The following is a 19,561-nucleotide window of genomic DNA, read 5'->3' as shown; positions in this document are numbered from 1 at the left end:
GGTCTGCCAGCCCACTCATTAACAACTGACCCACCGCTATCGCTGGCAAGCCAGCTCCTACACTAAATCGCGCTCGTTCCCAGGCTCTGTGTGGAGAAAATCAATATGTCGGAACGGGATGGAGCTGTTGTAGGCAAGTTCTGTATCTGGATTGCGCGGGATGTTCAGTGCCAGGTGGGGTGCTAGGTTCGGCGCTCCTCACAGCCAGCAAGGATTCGCAAATGGCCGTACCGTTAATGCCGCCGGGTGTTTCACTTCTCGAAAATATGGCGACCGCCAAGTGTAAAGGCACTCATCTCCAGCCAGGCTCGGCATTCGCTTATTCCTGGTTTTACTCACAGGTCAGGGCTGCCGGCCCATGGAACTACAAGAAGCGAGGGCGTCAGTACGAAGCTTTTGGTAACTTCAATTATGGTGCTACAGGTACGGTGCTGGGTATTCCCGAGCATGTTCTGTTACGGGCAGCAGGTGTCGCTCAAACATTCGCAAAAACCACCAAGCCGGAATTTGGGTCATGGTGGGGCGCAGACCCTTTTGGCGATGATCCTCGAGATCAATATTGGATAAGGAGGGGTATTGAGTATGCAATTTCTCAGGGCTACTAAGGGCCTCTTGCCGGTTCTGCGCAACTGCCTGCTGGTAGCCTGCCTGATTTATATCGGGGGCAATTGGATCATGTCATCCGGTACACCGGATTTGGACGAAGTGGTTTTGAAACACTCCTTGGGCAACGGCAGCTCAATTTATGGAGCACGTGACGGTCAGGGCGGCGCGACAGTGGGATTTTCCTACAGGTACTACGTTCATAAAGACTTAGGTAGTGATCGGGAGATACTGACAGCGCTGGTTTCGGCACATCCCTTTTTGAAAACCAAAGCGCCGGATGTTCAAGTGACCCGGCAGGATGGCGTCATCCACCTCACTGTTCGTGGTGAGGTTTATGCGTACCGCAGCTATCCGCTTGAAGGTTTGGGCGCTGTGAGCATAGACATGAAGTTGTAGACCGGCTGGCTTCGGATTTTTCCTGCAAGATGTTGGGCCGTGCATGAACTTGTCGCGTGCCGTCAGCGCGCCTAGTCTTCGTCCTGTCATCGCAAAAAACGGTGACACGGACGTGCAAGTCCGGTTACATATCGGCGCACCAACGCCCATAGCCATTCAACGGGCGTTTTTTATGCCTGCTGTATTTGTTATGGCGGCTGTGCGTGGGAGACCCTTCGGGGTCTGCCGGGGTCCGATATGCCCGGTCTTGCACACCTGCGCACAGCTGCCACCTTTATTCGCGTGCAAGCGGAAGAGGGCAGTCTCCATCACATATCGGAGCTGTAAATCATGGTCAAACCTACCCCCAATCCGCCCCTCTTCACCGTAAACCCGCACGAAAACACCGAAACCCTGCTGGTCAACGCCAGCGAAACCCTGTCTTCTCTTAACGCACTCACCTGCAATCTCGCCTTCGACCTGGACACCTCCCAGCGCGCGATCATGCTCGGCATCCAGCAAATGGCGGAGCTGGGGCAGCTATTAGTGGATCGGGCCCTGGAACAGATTTCCCCTTCTGCAGTCGCTTAAAACTTGATCGTTCCCAAAAAGGGACCTATCGTTCCCTTTTTGGGACTCTTTGGCCGCTGCCATGCACACCTTGCCGATCAGCACTGCACTCTTCACCGTCACCCAACAAAAAGTACTGGGCCTGCTGTTCGGCAAACCCGACCAAAGCTTCTTCACCAATGAAATTGCGCGATGGGCCCAGGTGGGCAAGGGCAGCCTCACTCGTGAGCTTGAACGTCTGCAATTGGCGGGCATCTTGAGCATGACGCGCCAAGGCAACCAGACCCATTACCAAGCCAACCCCCAATGCCCGATTTACTCGGAGTTGTTGGCCATCGTGCGCAAGACCCTGAGCCTGGATGAACCATTGCGCACTGCACTGGCTCCGTTCGCCAAGCAGATAACCTGGGCGTTTATCTACGGCTCCATCGCCAAAGGCGAGGCGCACTCATCCAGTGACATAGATCTCATGTTGATCGGCGAAAGCCTCAACTACAGTGAAGTCATGGAGCAGCTCATGCCGCTGGAAGAGCAACTGGGCCGCACCCTCAACCCGACGCTTTACACCCCTGAAGACTGGATCGGCAAATGGAATGCCGGGAACAGTTTTGTGCAGCGGGTCGTGCAGCAGGACAAGATCAACCTGATGGGGAGCAACCCCCTGGAATCCACGGATGGACAACAAGGTAAACCTGGAGAATCTGCAACGTAGCGGCGGCTTGAAGGCTGAGCCGCCGGATCGCAAAGAGTGTGATGGGCTGATGCGTTCAGCCAGGGATCGGCTGAGGGACGCCGGTAATCCGCAGTTATCATTCGCCAGTCGTTTCGACCTGGCTTACAACGCCGCTCATGCTATCGCCCTTACGGCCTTGCGCTTGCAAGGTTATCGCTCGGATAAACGCTATCTGGTCTTCCAATGCCTGGTTCATACCGCAGACGCCGGCAAGGTGCAGGTGAGGTTGTTGGCTTTGTGTCATGAGCGTCGGAACCTCGCGGAATATGAAGGGTACATGGATGAAGATGAGGCGCTGCTGGGCCAATTAATGGAAGGTGCGAAGATATTAATGAGCAATGTGCAAGCATTGCTTGCTGGTCATAGGTGGGAATGAATCACCGGTCAACTGTAGGAGCCGGCTTGCCGGCGATGGCGTGCTGTCAGTTGGCACATTGTTCAATTAGCGACCGTTATCGCTGGCAAGCCAGCTCCTACACAGGCTTTGTTACTCCAGCCGTAACGGTTCACCGCCGAGCTTGATTGATGGCCCTCTGAATCACTCCTAAGGTACAGCCCACGACAGCAAACCCGTGGAGCGACCATGACAACAACAATCACCCCCGACTCGCGCTGGACGCGGCGGCGCGACGAGAAGCAGCGGCGGCTCGGGCTGGTCAAAAAATACGCAGACGGGGCGGTGTTACCCAGTGACAGGATCGTCGAGGCGCTTGAGGCGCTGATCCTGCCCGGCGACCGTGTGGTGTTGGAGGGCAATAACCAGAAGCAGGCGGATTTCCTCTCGCGCTCCCTCGCCAAAGCCGACCCGTCCAAGCTCCACGATTTGCACATGATCATGCCGAGTGTTGGCCGTTCCGAGCACCTGGACCTGTTTGAAAAAGGCATCGCCCGCAAGCTGGATTTCTCTTTCGCCGGCACCCAATCCCTACGCATCAGCCAATTGCTCGAAGACGGTCTGCTGGAAATCGGCGCGATCCACACCTACATCGAACTCTATGCGCGGCTGGTGGTGGACCTGATCCCCAACGTGGTGCTTTCCGCCGGGTTTATGGCCGACCGCGCCGGCAACATCTACACCGGCGCCAGCACTGAAGACACCCCGGCCCTGATCGAGCCCGCCGCGTTCAGCGATGGCATCGTGATCGTGCAGGTCAACCAGTTGGTGGATGACGTCACCGATTTGCCGCGTGTGGATATCCCGGCGAGCTGGGTGGATTTTGTGGTGGTGGCCGACAAGCCGTTCTATATCGAGCCGCTGTTCACTCGCGACCCGCGCCATATCAAGCCGGTGCACGTGCTGATGGCGATGATGGCGATCCGTGGCATCTACGAAAAACACAATGTGCAGTCGCTTAACCACGGCATCGGCTTCAACACCGCCGCCATCGAGTTGATCCTGCCCACCTACGGCGAGTCTCTCGGCCTTAAGGGCAAGATCTGCCGCAACTGGACCCTCAACCCGCACCCCACGCTGATCCCTGCGATTGAAAGCGGCTGGGTGGAAAGCGTGCATTGCTTCGGCACCGAACTGGGCATGGAGAACTACATCGCCGCACGGCCGGATGTGTTCTTCACTGGCCGCGACGGCTCGATGCGTTCCAACCGTATGTTCTGCCAGCTCGCCGGCCAATACGCGGTGGACCTGTTTATCGGTGCGACGCTGCAAGTCGACGGTGACGGCCATTCCTCCACCGTGACCCGTGGCCGACTCGCGGGTTTTGGTGGCGCACCGAACATGGGTCACGACCCGCGCGGTCGCCGCCATGGCACGCCGGCGTGGTTGGATATGCGCCACGACGATGCGCCCGAAGCCTTGTTGGAGCGCGGCAAAAAGCTTGTGGTGCAAATGGTCGAGACCTTCCAGGAAGGCGGCAAACCCACCTTCGTCGACACCCTCGATGCCGTGGAGGTCGCGCGCAAAAGCGGCATGCCCCTGGCACCGATCATGATCTACGGCGATGACGTCACGCACTTGCTTACCGAAGAGGGCATAGCCTACCTGTACAAAGCGCGTTCACTCGAAGAGCGCCAGGCGATGATCGCTGCCGTCGCAGGTGTCACGGCGATTGGCATGCGCCACAACCCCAAGGACACCGCGCGCATGCGCCGCGAAGGGTTGATCGCCTTGCCCGAAGACTTGGGCATCCGCCGCACCGACGCCACCCGCGAGTTGTTGGCCGCCAAGAGCGTGTCCGACCTGGTGGAGTGGTCCGGTGGCTTGTACAACCCGCCCGCCAAATTCAGGAGCTGGTAAATGCGCGCCCTTAAATTGCATGAACTCAGTCTTGCGGATCGCCTGGCCGATCTGGCCGTCGATGCGCTGATCGATGAAGCGGACCTGTCGCCCAAACCCGCGCTGGTGGACCGGCGTGGCAACGGCGCCCACAGTGATTTGCACCTGGGCCTGATGCACGCCTCGGCGTTGTCGCTGTGGCCGATGTTTAAGGAGATGGCCGAGGCGGCGATTGAATTCGGTGAAGTCGGTTTGCCCCTGCGCGAAGCCCTTGGGCGCATTGGCCGTGAAGGTGAGCAAGCAATGTTGACCACCACCAACGGCGTGAACACCCATCGCGGTGCGATCTGGGCCCTTGGTTTGCTCACGGCAGCGGCGGCGCTGGAACCCCGCGCCGTCACGCTGACGGCAGCCAAACTGGCCTTGCTCAACGACCGCTATGCGCCGCAGCCCGTGAGCCACGGTGCTCAAGTCGCCCAACGTTACGGCGCACGCGGCGCTCGTGAAGAAGCGCAACTGGGCTTCCCGTCCGTGGTGCAACGCGGCTTGCCGCAGCTGCACCGAAGCCGCCAGCAAAACGCCGGCGAACAGAACGCGCGCCTGGACGCCTTGCTCGCGATCATGACGGACCTGGCCGACACCTGCGTGCTTTACCGCGCCGGTCCCGAAGGCCTCTACGCGATGCAACGCGGCGCCCAGGCCGTGCTGGAGGCAGGCGGCAGCGCAACCCTCGGCGGTCGTCGCCAACTGCACGCGCTGGACCTTCAACTGCTGTCCCTGAATGCCTCCCCCGGCGGCGCCGCCGACCTGTTGGCTGCCTGCCTGTTTATCGACCGCCTCGACGGAGCGTTGTGATGGAAACCTTGTCCTTTGAATTCCCCGCCGGGCAGCCGCCAAAAGGCCGTGCGCTGGTGGGTTGCGTCGGCTCGGGCGATCTGGAGGTGCTGCTGGAACCGGGTACGCCGGGCACGCTGACCATCCAGGTGCAAACCTCGGTGAATGGCGCCGAGCAACGCTGGCAGCATCTGTTCGAGCGCATCTTCCAGGAGCAGACGCCACCGGCGTTGAACATTGATATCCACGACTTCGGTGCCACCCCCGGCGTGGTGCGTTTGCGCCTGGAGCAGGGTTTCGAGGAGATCGGCCATGACTGACTTACTCGCCCTACACAGCTTCGTTGAGCTGGGCGCTCGGCAGCGGGCCAAGGCGTTGCTGGACGCCGGTTCCTACCGCGAATTGATCGACCCGTTCCAGCGCGTCATGTCGCCGTGGCTCAGTCGCCAAGGTGTAGTGCCGCAGGCCGATGACGGCGTGGTGATCGCCAAGGGCAGCATCGACGGCAAACCTGTCGTCATTGCCGCCATCGAAGGCAACTTCCAGGGTGGCAGTCTCGGCGAAGTCGGCGGCGCAAAAATCGCTGGCGCCTTGGAGCTGGCGGCCGAGGACAATCGCAAGGGCATTCCCACCTGCGCCGTCCTGTTGCTGGAAACCGGTGGCGTGCGCTTGCAGGAAGCCAACCTGGGCCTGGCGGCCATCGCGGATATCCACGCGGCGATTGTCGATCTGCGCCAACACCAGCCGGTGATCGGCGTGGTGGCGGGCAGTGTCGGTTGCTTTGGCGGCATGTCCATTGCGGCTGGATTGTGCAGTTACCTTGTCGTCACCCGCGAAGCGCGCCTGGGTTTGAATGGCCCGCAAGTCATCGAACAGGAAGCGGGGCTTGAGGAGTACGACTCCCGCGATCGGCCTTTCATCTGGAGCCTGACCGGCGGTGAGCAACGCTTCAACAGCGGCCTGGCCGATCGCTATGTCGCTGACGATGTGGCCGAGATTCAACAGACCGTCAGCGCATTACGACAACAAGGCCTGCCCACCCAACAACGCAGTCGTCAGGCCGACTATTACCTGGCGCGCTTGGCCGAACTGGACGCAACGCCGCAAATCGACCCGGCGACGGTACGCGCGCTGTTTCAAGGAGATCGCTCATGAGAGGTTTGCAGTGGTTCAACGCATTGAGCGCCGGAGCGACAGCCGTTGAGGGTTTGCCCAACTCGCTGAAAGTCGCCGATGGTGTGCTGGGTGAGCAGCCTGTGCGCTATATCGCTGTGGTCACCGACGCGCAAAACCGCTTCCCCCGCGCACGCAACGGCGAAGTCGGCCTGCTGGAAGGCTGGGGGCTGGCGAAGGCCGTCGATGAAGCTATCGCCCGTGGCGATAAACGCCCGATCATCGCCATCGTCGATGTACCGAGCCAAGCCTATGGCCGTCGCGAAGAAGCCCTCGGCATTCACCAAGCCCTGGCCGCCGCCGCCGACAGCTATGCCCGTGCGCGTCTGGCGGGGCACCCGGTGATTGCGCTGCTGGTGGGCAAGGCGATGTCCGGGGCGTTTCTCGCCCATGGGTATCAAGCCAATCGCCTGATTGCCCTGCGCGATCCCGGTGTGATGGTGCACGCCATGGGCAAGGCCTCGGCCGCGCGCGTGACGCTGCGCAGCGTTGAAGAGTTGGAAGCCCTGGCCGCCAGCGTGCCGCCCATGGCCTACGACATCGACAGTTACGCCAGCCTGGGGTTGCTGTGGGAAACCTTGTCGGTCAGCCAGATTGAACAGCCCACGCCGGAGGATGTGGCGCGGGTCAGCGATTGCCTGGTGAGTGCGATCAAGGATATTGGCAGCACCGACTTGAGCGGCCGCCTGGGTGCGACCAATCGCGCCGCCTCCAGCCACGTGCGCCAACTGCTGCGAGAGCAATGGTGAACGCCCACGACTTGCTCTGGGGCATGACCCCGGCGCATCTGCCTGCTGACGCTCCGGCGTGGGCGGTGGAGGCAGTAGGCACGGTGGTGGTGCGTCGCGCCACCGTCACGCCGGGCTGGGTCGCGGTAGGCGTGCGCGGGCGTTTGCGCGAGCAGCGGTTTGCCGCCGAAATGCCGATTGCCGCGGTGCAGCGGCGAGTAACGCCGGAAGCGCTGCGTGATGTTGCCTCGACACGGGACTTACCGGCCTTGCAGGCACTGGAACAACTGCGGCCGGTGCTGGCGCCCTTGAATTGGGGCATCACCGGCAGCGCGGGTTTTGAGCTGGCCACGGGCATTGAAGCGCTGCATGCCCAGAGCGATCTGGACCTGATTCTGCGCACGCCCGAGCCGCTGGATCGCAACGATGCACGCGACTTGCTGGCAGCCTTGGACAAAGCCGCGTGCGCTGTGGATATGCAACTGCAAACACCTTTCGGCGCTATCGCCCTGCGCGAATGGGCCGGTCCATCGCGGCGGGTGCTGTTGAAAACGGTCAGCGGTGCGCACCTCGTCCCCGACCCTTGGCAGGCCTTAGCATGAGCAGCCTTCTTGTCTTCCCCGGCCAGGGCGCCCAACGCCCCGGCATGCTCCAGGCGTTGCCGGCCGATGTGTTGGAATACGCCAGCGAAGCCTTGGGTGAAGACGTTCGTGCATTGGATTCGGCGCATGCCCTGGCGAGTACCCGCGCCGTGCAGCTTTGCCTGCTGATCGCCGGCGTGGCCCACGCCCGCTTGCTGCAGCACACGCCGGATTACGTAGCAGGACTGTCCATCGGTGCTTACCCGGCAGCGGTGATTGCCGGTGCGCTGGATTTCGCCGACGCTCTCAAGCTGGTCAGCCTGCGCGGCGAGCTGATGCAAAACGCTTATCCACAGGGCTACGGCATGACCGCGATCATCGGTCCGGAGTTATCCACCGTCGAAAACCTGCTGGCCGAGATCCACAGCCCCGAAACCCCGGTGTACCTGGCCAATATCAACGCCGACAACCAGACGGTGATCGCCGGCAGCGACAAAGCCATGAAGCTTGTCGCCAGTCGCATCAAAGGCAACGGCATCGCCAAGCGCCTGGCCGTCAGTGTGCCGTCTCACTGCGCGTTGCTGGAGCAGCCAGCCCAGGCTTTGGCACAAGCCTTCGTGCCGCTCAAGGCACCGCGCATCACCTACCTGAGCAGCACCCGTGCGCGGCCGATCCACAACCCCGAACAATTGCGCGACGACCTGGCCTTCAACATGTGTCGCATCGTCGACTGGCGCGGCACCGTGCAAAGCGCCTACGAGCGCGGCGTGCGCCTGCAAATCGAACTGCCTCCGGGCGCGGTGCTCACCGGCCTGTCGCGCCGGGTGTTTGAACAGGGCACGGTGATCGCCTGCGAAGGCGCACGCCTGGACACTTTGCAGGCCCTGCTGCAAGAGGAGGAACGCCGCCACCGATAAAGCAGCACCCAAGGCTTTCGAAGCACAACAACAACAATTTCGATCGAGCACTTTGAGGACAACAACAATGATTATCTACGGTGTGGCACTGCTGGCGATCTGCACGCTTGCAGGCGTGATCATGGGCGACATGCTTGGCGTGTTGCTGGGCGTCAAATCCAACGTGGGCGGGGTGGGGATCGCGATGATCCTGCTGATCTGCGCCCGCCTGTGGATGCAAAAGCGCGGCGGCATGACCAAGGACTGCGAAATGGGCGTGGGCTTCTGGGGCGCGATGTACATCCCCGTGGTGGTGGCGATGGCTGCGCAACAAAACGTGGTCACCGCCCTGCACGGTGGGCCGGTGGCGGTACTCGCGGCGATTGGTTCTGTGGTGGTGTGTGGTTGCACCATCGCGCTGATCAGCCGTACCCACAAGGGCGAACCCTTGCCCGATGAAGAGCCGCTGATCGCGCCAGTAGGAGGTCGCTGATATGTGGGATCTCATTGAAAAAGGTTTGGAACACAACGGCCTGATTACCGCGTTTGCCTTCGTTGGCGTGGTCATGTGGATTTCGGTGGTGCTGTCCAAGCGCCTGACCTTCGGGCGTATTCATGGCTCGGCGATTGCCATTGTCATCGGCCTGGTATTGGCCTGGGTCGGCGGCACGATCACTGGCGGCCAGAAAGGCCTGGCGGACCTGGCGCTGTTCTCCGGCATCGGCCTGATGGGCGGCGCGATGCTGCGCGACTTCGCCATCGTCGCCACCGCGTTCGAAGTGCAAGCCACCGAGGCGCGCAAGGCCGGGATGATCGGTGTGATTGCGCTGCTGTTGGGCACGATCCTGCCGTTTATCGTCGGTGCAAGCATGGCCTGGGCCTTTGGTTATCGCGATGCGATCAGCATGACCACCATTGGCGCGGGTGCCGTGACCTATATCGTCGGCCCGGTGACCGGTGCGGCGATTGGCGCGACGTCGGATGTGATGGCGCTGTCGATTGCCACCGGGTTGATCAAGGCGATTCTGGTGATGGTGGGTACGCCTGTGGCGGCGCGCTGGATGGGCTTGGATAACCCGCGTTCGGCGATGGTGTTTGGTGGGTTGGCCGGCACGGTGAGCGGCGTGACCGCTGGCTTGGCGGCGACAGATCGGCGGTTGGTGCCGTATGGCGCGTTGACGGCGACGTTCCACACCGGGTTGGGTTGCTTGCTCGGGCCTTCGTTGCTCTATTTCATCGTGCGCGGGTTGGTTGGCTAACCCAATGATCGATCCCAGGCTCTGCGCTCAACGTTATACAAAAGTTCGCTTTGATTCTGGCCGAAGGCGGTGGGAGCGAGCTTGTTCACGAAGGGCCAGTACAGCCCCAGAAATAGGGCGTTTGAACCTACTTCGACAGGGATCTATGTTCAGCCTGCGGCTGCGGTTTGAGCCCCATTTCCCAGGCTCATCGAGACTTGTGTCGAACGATGAACGCTCTACGTGGGAATGAAGCCCTAGACGTTCTGCGTCCGCTCTTGAAACCGTGACGCAGAGTGAGAGCGATCAATACGCTTTTGAGATTCTTTTTCTATAACGTATATCGCGAAAATATATAAAAAACTGTGAGTTCTAACAGGTTGCCGATCGGTAGTTGCGATGTAGTGTTTACGTGGAACAAAAAAAGAAATTCAAGCTATTTTTCTTTTTTGAGTTTCCAAATTAATATCTACTGGGGGCACAAATCATGAGCAAGGAAAATCCGGCACTTCAAGCAAACTGGTTTAGTAATGTTACAGATAAGGGGAAGTCCTATTATACGGTTTATATAACTTTTGCGGATTATGATAGGGGATCGTTTACAGGTAGGTGGGGGAAAAACAAGTTTTTGGGTTCGAATCTTGGTGGTACTTCTGGGTACACTAGGTTGAGAACAACAGGTGATGAGGGCAACACTGCTTCAGCGATAACATTCGACTTTGGTGAAGAAAGGTGTGACCTTCGAAGTGATGACTTTAGCTATAATTATTTGTATGGAATAATTACTAATAAGCGCACGGGGGAGTATGACACCATATCATTCACAAAGTCAGATGATACAAGAGTAGAGCTTGTTTACTCATAGTTAGATGGAGATTTTTTGGTTTCGGGAGTTTGCAAGAATAAATAAAATCATTGGTTGCATGTTTAAATGATTTTTGGTGTTATGTTGTCAATATTGTGTGCTGCCAATGAAAACTCCAGAGCGCCAGGTGTTTTCATTGGTCGGCAACTTTAAAGCATTAGGGAGGCTAAAGGGTCTGCAGATATTTGATGCTTTTTTACTTGAAATTCAAAAACCTCAATTGGTCGAAAGACAGAACTGTTTCCTTGATTTATGGTCCCTTTCTTAATTGTGCGGTTACGGGTTGACTAGCTGCATCTCAAACGCAGTTGTTGTCAGCTCCGTCCTGATCCTGAGTGGTTGATTTTTATTGCATTAAGTGAATAGGTTGTGGATGTTGAAGAGGTTTGTATGCATCGGTACCTTGGTTTTCACCACACACAACTAAGATTCCGAATCGTGCAGATCATCCGATTTTTATACAGAGCGCTCGCTCAAACGCCGCCCTCGATCCATTCTCGTCGTCTGACGATGCTGATGAGTTGTGTCAGATCGTTACTGCATGGCCGTCGTCTCACACTGACTGTATTCGGGCGCTTCATGCCAAGTCAGGCCTATCCCCGCACCATCGATTTGTACTGCGTACGACACTCTGCCAAGGGCCGTAAACCTCAACGAGTCACGGGATCAATTGCTAAAAGCAAACTCAGGCGGTAATCCGCCAGATGTGAGCGAGAGCTGTGTTTGCTGGCAAGCAATCTGACACAAAGTGAGTGGAGTCCAGCAAAAAAGTCGAGCTTTATAAGCTGCTCGTGCAGATCATAGAAGGCTTCCGAAATGTGAAAAGTGAGCACTTGAAGTTGGGTTTTAGTCTGCATCGAAGCAAATGCACAAAAGCGCATAGATGTGTGCTTGTTAATTGCTGCGCTAGCCAAATCTCATATTTTTAACCAGGTTCTAGGCTTGGGAGAGTGGCTTGGAGCCGCGCTATCAAATCAACAGGTTCAAGGCGAAACGGGTACTTTCATTGTGGCGGCTAGGCTTGGACTATTGGCGTAGTTGCACAGATTTTGGTGGTCGAGAATGCTTGGAAATATTGGAGAAAGCCCTGCGCGATGAGGTGCATTATCAGACGAAGAGCTTGGAGTAGATTTGTGGGGAGTCCTCAGAGTTTAACCTGTGTCGACGCACCTGTGTCAGGTCTGCTAAGTAGCGTTATCGAAAATGCTCTAACCCTGCCGATTGGCATACATCCGACACTCCGCCAACAACGCCAGCAAGTTCGGATCACGCTCCTTGGCCTTCAGGAACACCACGCCAATATGCTGCTGCAACCGGTACAGGGGTTGCAGCGGTATCAACTTCACACGGTTTTCATACACCGCCGCGATCCTGCCCGGCAACAGCGCATAACCCACGCCTGAACTGACCATGCTCAACAGCGTGAAGATGTCATTGACCTGCATCGCCACCTTCGGCTCGAACCCCGCCTGCTTGAACACGCGATTGCCATCCTGGTGTGTGGCGAAGCCTTGGGTGAGGGTGATGAAGGTTGCGTCGCGCACATCCGCCAGGTCGATCTGTTGATCGCGGTCGAACGGTGAATCCGCCGGGGTGGCGAGGAAGATGTCGTCGGAGAACAAGGCAATCTGTTCGCAGTCCGGGTCGTTGGCGTGCTCGTCGAGGGAGATGAGGATCGCGTCCACTTCCATGTTCTTGAGCTTGTAGAGCAGGTCGAAGTTGGAGCCCAGGATCAGGTCGATATTGAGTTCGCTGCGGCGGATCTTCAGGCCCATGATCAGCTGCGGCACGGTCTTCACCGTCAGCGAGTACAGTGAGCCGAGCTTGAAGCGTTCGGCCGAGAAGCCGGCCGCTTCGCGGGTGAGGCGTACGCTGTCGACCACATCGGCCACCAGCTTCTGTGCGCGTTCTTCCAAGACGTAGGCGCTTTCCAGCGGCGTGAGGTTGCGCCCTTCGTGCTTGAACAGCGGGCAGCGCAGGGCATTTTCCAGGGAATGGATGGCGCGGTGCACGCTGACGTTGCTGGTTTGCAGCTCGGCGGCAGCGCGGGCCAGGTTGCCGGTGCGCATGAACGCCAGGAAGATCTCGAGCTTTTTGAGGGTGAATTCTTCGTCGATCAGCATGGCCGTGGCTCTTGTTCGAATACCCTCGATTGTGCCCGCAAAACCGCGCGCCGTCCCCGGAACGTCACACGCCACTTGCACTCTTATGCGCAAGGCTGGACGCTTGCCCATCAGCCCTTAACGGTTACAGGAGGTCAGCGGCACATGTACCACGGGGAACGATTCAACGCTTGGAGCCATTTGCTCGGTGCAGTCGCGGCGTGTATTGGCGCCGTATGGATGTTGGTAGTGGCAAGCCTGGACGGCAGCCCCTGGAAGATCGTCAGCGTGGCGATTTACGGCTTTACGCTGATGGTGCTGTACAGCGCGTCCACGGTGTACCACAGCGTGCGTGGGCGTCGAAAAGAGATCATGCAAAAGGTTGATCACTTTTCGATCTACCTGCTGATCGCCGGCAGTTACACGCCTTTCTGCCTGGTGACCTTGAGAGGGCCGTGGGGCTGGACGCTGTTTGGCATCGTGTGGGGGCTGGCGGTGATTGGCATCCTGCAGGAGATCAAGCCGCGCTCCGAGGCGCGCATCCTGTCGATCGTGATTTACGCGGTGATGGGCTGGATCGTGCTGGTGGCGGTCAAGCCGCTACTCGCCGCCTTGGGCACGGCGGGGTTTATCTGGTTGGCCTCGGGCGGGGTGTTGTACACCGTTGGCATCATCTTCTTTGCCCTGGAGGACCGTCTGCGGCATTCCCATGGGATCTGGCATTTGTTTGTGATCGGTGGGAGTTTGCTGCACTTCGTGGCGATCATGCATTACGTCCTATAAACGCTCCAGAAGCTCACGGGCTCGGTGGCCAAAAATCTGCAGCAGATTGGCCAGCATGTGCGGCGGTGGTTCATCGGCGCGGGTGAGGGCGTATAGGGTAATCGGCAGCGGCGGCGTGAGTGTGCGGATGCACGTGGTGGCTGTCGAGGCACCGAGGGCAGTAAAGGGGTCGATCACCGTCAGGCCGGCGCCGGACTCCACCATGGCGCGGGCCAGGGAGTAGGTTTGTACGGAGATTGTCACCCGCGGCGGTGGGTCGACGTTTTCCAGGTAGCTGTCGAGTTTCGCCGCCAGCGGATCGGCGCTGGAAAGACCAATCAATGCGGTGCCTGCCAGGTCCGCCAGGGGTAGCGGCTGGCTCAGCTCGGCGTCGGACCAATAGCCTTTGGATGCCAGCGCCACCAGCACACCGTTGGCCAGCACCTGCGTGGTCAAACCCGGATGCCCGGAGAAGTTGAGCGTCAGCGCCAGGTCGATTTCACGCATCAGCAGCTTTTGCACCAACTCGCGGCTGTGGTCGCTGGACAGCTCGCAGGCCATCTCCGGATAGTCGCGCTTCCATTCCAGAATCGCCGGTGGCAGCAACGAGAGGGCCAGCGCCGGGATCGCGCCAATGCGTACGCTCTGGCCTGGCGCACGGCGCAGACTCTTGGCCAGGCGCCGCACCCCTTGCAGGCTTTCGGTGACTTTCTCCACTTCGCTTTCCAGCGCCAGGGCTTCCGGGGTGGGCTGCAATTTGCCGCGTACCCGCAGGAACAGGGGGAAGCCCAGCTGCAATTCAGCGTGTTGCAACACCTTGGTCACTGCCGGTTGCGACACGTGCAGCAACTGCGCGGCGGCGCTGACGGAGCCGGTTTGGCGGATGGCCTGGAAGATTTCGATATGACGCAAGCGCATGGCAAGTCCATAACCTTTGTTTATAGGTGCGCCATCTTTATTCATTGTCGGCGACCTGTCACCTGCCCCTAGGCTTGAGGCCTCTTGATTCAACGGCGGGTGGCGGCAATGGTGTGCATCATCGGGGGTGGAGTGATTGGTCTGGCCAGCGCCTATGCGTTGGTGCGTGCAGGTCATGAGGTGACGGTGATCGATGCGCGCCAGACCCTGGGCAGCGAGACCAGCTTTGCCAACGGTGGGCAGCTGTCTTATCGCTACGTCGCGCCACTGGCCGATGCCGGTGTGCCGCTGCAAGCCATTGGTTGGTTGTTGCGAGGTGACTCTCCCTTGAAGCTGCGCCCGCGTCTCGACCCGCAACAGTGGCGCTGGATGGCGGCGTTTCTCGGTGCCTGCCGTGGCTCGGTGAACAAACGCAATGCCGCGCACCTGCTGCGCCTGGCATCCCTGAGCCAGGACACCTTGCAACAGTGGCGTGACGAAGATCACCTGGATGGCTTCGATTGGCGGCGCAACGGCAAGCTGGTGACCTTCCGCAATGCCGGCTCTTTTGGCCAGGCGCGCAGCAAGGTCGCCGATATCCTGCAACAGCAAGTGCTTTCGGGCGCCGATTGCGCAAGCCTGGAACCCGCGCTGGCGGGCGGTGGTTTTGTCGGCGGGATCTACACGCCCAATGAGGAGGTCGGTGATTGTCATGCGTTCTGCCAGCAGTTGGCGGCGCGATTGGAAGCGTCGGGACGATGCCGCTTTTTGCTGGGTCGCAAGGTCACCGGCATTCGTCAGGCTGGCGGAGTGGTGCAGGCCATCGAGTTGGGCGATGAGGTCATGCCGGTCGAGCATCTGGTGCTGGCGGCCGGGTATCGCAGCGCCGAGTTGGGGGTGCCGTTGCCGCTGTACCCGCTCAAGGGCTACAGCCTCAGCGTGCCGATTGGCATGCAACATCAGGCGCCGAATGTGAGCATCACCGATTACGACCGCAAGATCGTCTACGCGCGTATTGGTGAGCAACTGCGGGTCGCGGCCATGGTGGATATCGTCGGCTTCGACGCCCGCCTTGAACCCAAGCGCCTTGCATTGATGAAACGTCAGGCTCTGGAGACCTTTCCACTGGCGGGCGATTACACCCATGCGGTGGAGTGGGCCGGTATGCGTCCGGCCACCCCGACTGGCGTACCGCTGATTGGCGCCAGCACTTGCCGCAACCTGTGGCTGAACCTTGGCCACGGCGCTCTCGGTTTTACCCTGGCCTGCGGTAGCGGCCAACTGCTGGCCGAGCTGATCAGCCAGCGCGCCCCTTCCATTGATATGCAGGGCCTTGCGCCCCGCGCTGCATGAGGATGCACCGATGACCATCACCCGAATCAGCAGCAATGAACGCCTGAGTGGCGCGGCCATTTTCAAGGACCTGGTGTTTCTCTCGGGCCAAGTGCCCGGCGATGGCCAGGATGTGGCCACGCAGACCCGCGAAGTGCTGGCCAAGATCGATGCGCTGTTGGCCCAGGCGGGCAGCGACAAGGATCACCTGCTCAACGCGACGATTTACCTGAAAGACATCGGTGCAGGTTTTGCGCCGATGAACGACGAGTGGTCAGCCTGGCTGTCGCCCGGCATGGCGCCGACGCGCACCACCTTGCAAGCAGAACTGGCGCGACCGAGTGTGCTGGTGGAAATCAGTGTGATCGCAGTACGTCAATAACTTCAAAGACCAACGGAGAATAACAATGAAAAAGATCCTGTTGACCGGCTGCACCCTGGGGCTTTTGCTGGGCGCGCAGGCCCATGCGAATCAAGTGCCGCTGGACGGCACGCTGGGCAAGATCGCCAGCGCCAAGTCCATAACCTTGGGCTATCGCGATGCGTCGGTGCCGTTTTCCTACGTGGGGGATCACAGTGGCAAGCCCATGGGCTATTCGGTGGAGCTGGCGAACAAGATCGTCGAGCGCATCCAGCAGAAAACCGGGGTGGCGAAGCTCAATGTGAAGTACAACCTGGTGACGTCGCAGACCCGTATCCCCTTGGTGCAAAATGGCACCGTCGACCTGGAATGCGGCTCCACCGGCGTGACCGCCGAGCGGCAGAAGCAGGTGGCGTTTTCCTACGGGTTTATCTACGTGAAGGGGCAATTGCTCACGGCCAAGGACAGCGGCATCAAAGGCTTTCCCGACCTGGCGGGCAAGAACGTGGTGACCACCGCGGGCACCACCAACGAGCGCTTCCTCAAGAGTTACAACGCCGAGCACAAGACCAACATGTTCGTGATCAGCGCCAAGGACCACGGCGAAGCGTTCAAGATGCTCGAAACCGGCCGCGCTGTGGCGTTCTACATGGACGACGCGTTGCTCTACGGCGAGCGCGCCAAGGCCAAGGACCCACACAACTGGGTCGTGGTGGGCGAGGAGCAATCGCGGGAAATCTACAGTTGCATGGTGCGCAAGGACGACCCGCAGTTTCTGGCGGTGGTCAACGAAACACTCGCCGACCTGTACCGCAGTGGCGAGATCAACGGGATTTACCAGCGCTGGTTTGAACAGCCGATTCCGCCCAAGGGCCTGAACCTGGAATTCCCGATGACCAGCGAGTTGAAGGCGATCATTGCCAAGCCGGTCAGTGACCCGGTGGAATAAACCCTAGAAGTCGCCCCACAATTGTTGGGCGACTGCCAACGCCACCACCGGCGCCGTCTCGGTACGCAACACCCGCGGGCCGAGGCGGGCGGCGTGGTAGCCGGCGGCTTGGGCGCTGTCGACTTCATTATCGGTCAGCCCACCTTCAGGGCCGATCAGAAAGGCCAGGCTGGAAGGCTTGGCGTGACTGACCATCGGCTCGGCCACCGGGTGCAGCACCAGCTTCAAGTCCGCTTCGGTCTGTTTCAACCAGTCCGCCAGCAGCAGCGGTGGGTGAATCACCGGCACCGTGGAGCGCCCGCATTGCTCGCAGGCGCTGATCGCCACCTGGCGCCAGTGCAGCAGGCGTTTGTCGGCGCGTTCGTCCTTGAGGCGCACTTCGCAGCGCTCGCTGAAAATCGGCGTGATGGCGTTGACGCCCAGTTCGGTGGCTTTCTGAATCGCCCAATCCATGCGCTCGCCACGGGACAGGCCTTGGCCGAGGTGGATATGCAGCGGCGACTCGGTCTGGCCGGCGAAGCTTTCAGTGAGTTGCACGCTAACGCGTTTCTTGCCGACCTCCAGCAAGCTGCCCCGGAACTCCTGGCCGGAGCCGTCGAACAATTGCACGGCGTCACCTTCGCCCATGCGCAGTACACGACTGATGTAGTGCGCCTGGGCTTCCGGCAGTTCGTGATCGCCAATGCTCAGCGGGGTGTCGGTGAAAAAACGGGACAGTCTCATTTCTGTTCTCTGGAAAATGGGAGCGATGACAAATTCCTGTAGGAGCCGGCTTGCCGGCGATGGCGGCTGTAAGCTCGCTGCAAGGCGTAAAGGCCTCATCGCCGGCAAGCCGGCTCCCACAAAGGGGGCTAGCCTGGGTCGCGGAAATCGGGGTGGAAATTGTCTGGAACGGCGACGCTGACTTTGCTATTGGTGGCGATATCGATGCCTTCGCTGGCCACTTCAGCAAGGAAGTCGATCTGCTCCGGCGTAATCACATAGGGCGGCAAGAAGTACACGACGCTGCCCAGAGGCCGCAACAGTGCGCCGCGTTCCAAGGCGTGCTCGAACACCTTCAGGCCACGGCGTTCCTGCCAGGGGTAGGCGGTCTTGGTGGCCTTGTCCTGCACCATCTCGATGGCCAGCACCATGCCGGTCTGGCGCACTTCCGACACGTGCGGATGGTCCACTAGGTGCGCGGTGGCGGTGGCCATGCGCTGGGCCAGGGCCTTGTTGTTCTCGATGACGTTGTCTTCTTCGAAGATATCCAGGGTCGCCAATGCTGCCGCACACGCCAGCGGGTTGCCGGTGTAGCTGTGGGAGTGCAGGAAGGCGCGCAGGGTCGGGTAGTCGTCGTAGAACGCGTCGTACACGTCATCGGTGGTGACTACGGCGGCCAACGGCAGGTAACCGCCGGTGAGGGCCTTGGACAGGCACAGGAAGTCCGGGCGGATGCCGGCCTGCTCACAGGCGAACATGCTGCCGGTGCGACCGAAGCCTACGGCGATTTCGTCGTGTATCAAGTGCACGCCGTAGCGATCGCAGGCTTCGCGCAGCAATTTGAGATACACCGGGTGATACATGCGCATGCCGCCGGCACCCTGGATCAGCGGTTCGATGATCACGGCGGCGACGGTGTCGTGGTGCTCGGCGAGGGTCTGTTCCATCACCTGGGCCATCGTGCGCGAGTGGTCTTCCCAGCTCACGCCTTCGGGGCGCAGGTAGCAATCGGGGCTTGGCACTTTGATCGTGTCGAGCAGCAGCGCCTTGTAGGTCTCGGTGAACAGCGGCACGTCGCCCACCGACATCGCGGCGATGGTTTCGCCGTGGTAGCTGTTGGTCAGGGTGACGAAGCGCTTTTTATTTGGCAGGCCGCGGTTGAGCCAATAGTGGAAGCTCATCTTCAACGCTACTTCGATGCAGGACGAGCCGTTGTCGGCATAGAAGCAGCGGGTCAGGCCTTCAGGCGTCATTTGCACCAGGCGCTCGGACAGCTCGATCACCGGCTGGTGGCTGAAACCGGCGAGGATCACATGTTCCAGTTGGTCGACCTGGTCCTTGATGCGTTGGTTGATGCGCGGGTTGGCGTGGCCAAACACGTTGACCCACCAGGAACTGACGGCATCGAGGTAGCGCTTGCCTTCGAAGTCTTCCAGCCACACGCCTTCACCGCGTTTGATCGGGATCAGCGGCAGTTGCTGGTGGTCTTTCATCTGGGTGCAGGGATGCCACAGCACCGCAAGGTCGCGTTGCATCCACTGGTTGTTCAAGCCCATCGGTGATCTCCTCGAAGCGGTCCTGCGGCGGGCGCAGGTAAAACAATCGCGCAAGCCTATGCAATGCA

23 protein-coding genes are annotated in these 19,561 nt (G+C 59.7%); 19 read left to right on the top strand and 4 right to left on the bottom strand.

Annotation, left to right across the window (positions count from 1 at the left end; all coding sequences use genetic code 11):
• The first annotated feature begins 221 nt into the window (after positions 1-221).
• From RB216_RS27420 to RB216_RS27350, 15 genes are all read left to right on the top strand, one after another.
• Positions 222-605, top strand: coding sequence for a polymorphic toxin type 44 domain-containing protein (locus tag RB216_RS27420; RefSeq protein WP_073860050.1), 384 nt, complete (start codon positions 222-224; stop codon positions 603-605).
• Positions 583-1,002, top strand: coding sequence for a hypothetical protein (locus tag RB216_RS27415; RefSeq protein ID WP_028618293.1), 420 nt, complete (start codon positions 583-585; stop codon positions 1,000-1,002). Before RB216_RS27420 ends, RB216_RS27415 begins: the two co-directional genes overlap by 23 nt.
• A 330-nt stretch (positions 1,003-1,332) precedes the next feature.
• Positions 1,333-1,572 carry a DUF6124 family protein gene (locus RB216_RS27410; RefSeq protein ID WP_028618292.1) on the top strand — a complete coding sequence of 80 codons (240 nt, stop codon included), beginning with the start codon at positions 1,333-1,335 and terminating at the stop codon, positions 1,570-1,572.
• A 61-nt stretch (positions 1,573-1,633) separates the two neighbouring features.
• Positions 1,634-2,263, top strand: coding sequence for a nucleotidyltransferase domain-containing protein (locus tag RB216_RS27405; RefSeq protein WP_068937827.1), 630 nt, complete (start codon positions 1,634-1,636; stop codon positions 2,261-2,263).
• Positions 2,226-2,660: a hypothetical protein gene (locus tag RB216_RS27400; protein WP_028618290.1), complete on the top strand. Its 435-nt coding sequence runs from the start codon at positions 2,226-2,228 to the stop codon at positions 2,658-2,660. Before RB216_RS27405 ends, RB216_RS27400 begins: the two co-directional genes overlap by 38 nt.
• Before the next feature lie 207 nt (positions 2,661-2,867).
• Positions 2,868-4,538 (top strand): malonate decarboxylase subunit alpha, encoded by a 1,671-nt coding sequence (mdcA, locus tag RB216_RS27395; protein ID WP_305383195.1) that lies wholly within the window; start codon positions 2,868-2,870, stop codon positions 4,536-4,538.
• Positions 4,539-5,372: a triphosphoribosyl-dephospho-CoA synthase gene (locus tag RB216_RS27390; RefSeq protein WP_028618288.1), complete on the top strand. Its 834-nt coding sequence runs from the start codon at positions 4,539-4,541 to the stop codon at positions 5,370-5,372.
• The gene (locus RB216_RS27385; protein ID WP_015886328.1) at positions 5,372-5,671 is read left to right on the top strand and encodes a malonate decarboxylase subunit delta; all 300 of its coding nucleotides are present in this window, start codon (positions 5,372-5,374) and stop codon (positions 5,669-5,671) included. Before RB216_RS27390 ends, RB216_RS27385 begins: the two co-directional genes overlap by 1 nt.
• Complete coding sequence (locus tag RB216_RS27380; RefSeq protein WP_308908094.1) at positions 5,664-6,506, top strand: biotin-independent malonate decarboxylase subunit beta; 843 nt, start codon at positions 5,664-5,666, stop codon at positions 6,504-6,506. The genes RB216_RS27385 and RB216_RS27380 overlap by 8 nt, the downstream gene beginning before the upstream one ends.
• Complete coding sequence (gene mdcE / locus RB216_RS27375; RefSeq protein WP_028618286.1) at positions 6,503-7,273, top strand: biotin-independent malonate decarboxylase subunit gamma; 771 nt, start codon at positions 6,503-6,505, stop codon at positions 7,271-7,273. The genes RB216_RS27380 and mdcE overlap by 4 nt, the downstream gene beginning before the upstream one ends.
• A complete protein-coding gene (locus tag RB216_RS27370; protein WP_122686887.1) occupies positions 7,267-7,854 on the top strand; it encodes a malonate decarboxylase holo-ACP synthase in 588 nt (195 codons plus the stop codon). Before mdcE ends, RB216_RS27370 begins: the two co-directional genes overlap by 7 nt.
• Positions 7,851-8,750, top strand: a complete 900-nt coding sequence (gene mdcH, locus RB216_RS27365) for a malonate decarboxylase subunit epsilon (protein WP_308908093.1) — start codon at positions 7,851-7,853, stop codon at positions 8,748-8,750. The genes RB216_RS27370 and mdcH overlap by 4 nt, the downstream gene beginning before the upstream one ends.
• A gap of 67 nt (positions 8,751-8,817) precedes the next feature.
• Positions 8,818-9,222, top strand: coding sequence for a malonate transporter subunit MadL (madL, locus tag RB216_RS27360; protein WP_015886323.1), 405 nt, complete (start codon positions 8,818-8,820; stop codon positions 9,220-9,222).
• A 1-nt stretch (position 9,223) separates the two neighbouring features.
• The gene (madM, locus tag RB216_RS27355; protein ID WP_010207194.1) at positions 9,224-9,988 is read left to right on the top strand and encodes a malonate transporter subunit MadM; all 765 of its coding nucleotides are present in this window, start codon (positions 9,224-9,226) and stop codon (positions 9,986-9,988) included.
• A 466-nt stretch (positions 9,989-10,454) separates the two neighbouring features.
• On the top strand, positions 10,455-10,832 hold the full coding sequence (locus RB216_RS27350; protein WP_152537926.1) for a hypothetical protein: 378 nt from the start codon (positions 10,455-10,457) through the stop codon (positions 10,830-10,832).
• Positions 10,833-12,040: 1,208 nt separating this feature from the next.
• Here RB216_RS27350 and RB216_RS27345 read toward each other — a convergent pair.
• Positions 12,041-12,955, bottom strand: a complete 915-nt coding sequence (locus RB216_RS27345; RefSeq protein ID WP_028618283.1) for a LysR family transcriptional regulator — start codon at positions 12,953-12,955, stop codon at positions 12,041-12,043.
• Between the two features lie 144 nt (positions 12,956-13,099).
• Between RB216_RS27345 and trhA the strand changes: the two genes are divergently transcribed.
• Positions 13,100-13,717 carry a PAQR family membrane homeostasis protein TrhA gene (gene trhA, locus RB216_RS27340; protein ID WP_010207192.1) on the top strand — a complete coding sequence of 206 codons (618 nt, stop codon included), beginning with the start codon at positions 13,100-13,102 and terminating at the stop codon, positions 13,715-13,717.
• On the opposite strand, the gene RB216_RS27335 is transcribed toward trhA, so the two are convergent.
• On the bottom strand, positions 13,712-14,614 hold the full coding sequence (locus RB216_RS27335; RefSeq protein WP_028618282.1) for a LysR family transcriptional regulator: 903 nt from the start codon (positions 14,612-14,614) through the stop codon (positions 13,712-13,714). The genes trhA and RB216_RS27335 overlap by 6 nt on opposite strands.
• 99 nt (positions 14,615-14,713) lie before the next feature.
• On the opposite strand from RB216_RS27335, the gene RB216_RS27330 reads away from it, so the two are divergent.
• The 3 genes from RB216_RS27330 to RB216_RS27320 are packed head-to-tail and all read left to right on the top strand — an operon-like array spanning position 14,714 to position 17,235.
• Entirely contained in the window at positions 14,714-15,946 is a 1,233-nt protein-coding gene (locus RB216_RS27330) for a D-amino acid dehydrogenase (protein WP_308908903.1), read from the top strand.
• Positions 15,947-15,956: 10 nt separating this feature from the next.
• Positions 15,957-16,307, top strand: a complete 351-nt coding sequence (locus RB216_RS27325; protein WP_028618280.1) for a RidA family protein — start codon at positions 15,957-15,959, stop codon at positions 16,305-16,307.
• Between the two features lie 25 nt (positions 16,308-16,332).
• Complete coding sequence (locus RB216_RS27320) at positions 16,333-17,235, top strand: transporter substrate-binding domain-containing protein (RefSeq protein WP_028618279.1); 903 nt, start codon at positions 16,333-16,335, stop codon at positions 17,233-17,235.
• 3 nt (positions 17,236-17,238) lie between these two features.
• Here the strand turns inward: RB216_RS27320 and RB216_RS27315 are convergent, their stop codons facing one another.
• Together RB216_RS27315 and RB216_RS27310 are read right to left on the bottom strand one after the other, a co-directional pair.
• Entirely contained in the window at positions 17,239-17,958 is a 720-nt protein-coding gene (locus tag RB216_RS27315) for a 16S rRNA (uracil(1498)-N(3))-methyltransferase (protein ID WP_028618278.1), read from the bottom strand.
• A 128-nt stretch (positions 17,959-18,086) separates the two neighbouring features.
• The gene (locus RB216_RS27310) at positions 18,087-19,493 is read right to left on the bottom strand and encodes an adenosylmethionine--8-amino-7-oxononanoate transaminase (RefSeq protein ID WP_122686878.1); all 1,407 of its coding nucleotides are present in this window, start codon (positions 19,491-19,493) and stop codon (positions 18,087-18,089) included.
• Positions 19,494-19,561 lie beyond the last annotated feature (68 nt).

It is taken from the genome of Pseudomonas canadensis, assembly GCF_030980095.1.
Taxonomy (GTDB): Bacteria; Pseudomonadota; Gammaproteobacteria; order Pseudomonadales; family Pseudomonadaceae; genus Aquipseudomonas; species Aquipseudomonas canadensis.
Note: the sequence above shows the minus strand (reverse complement) of the source record. Positions and strands in the feature narration are given on the sequence as shown.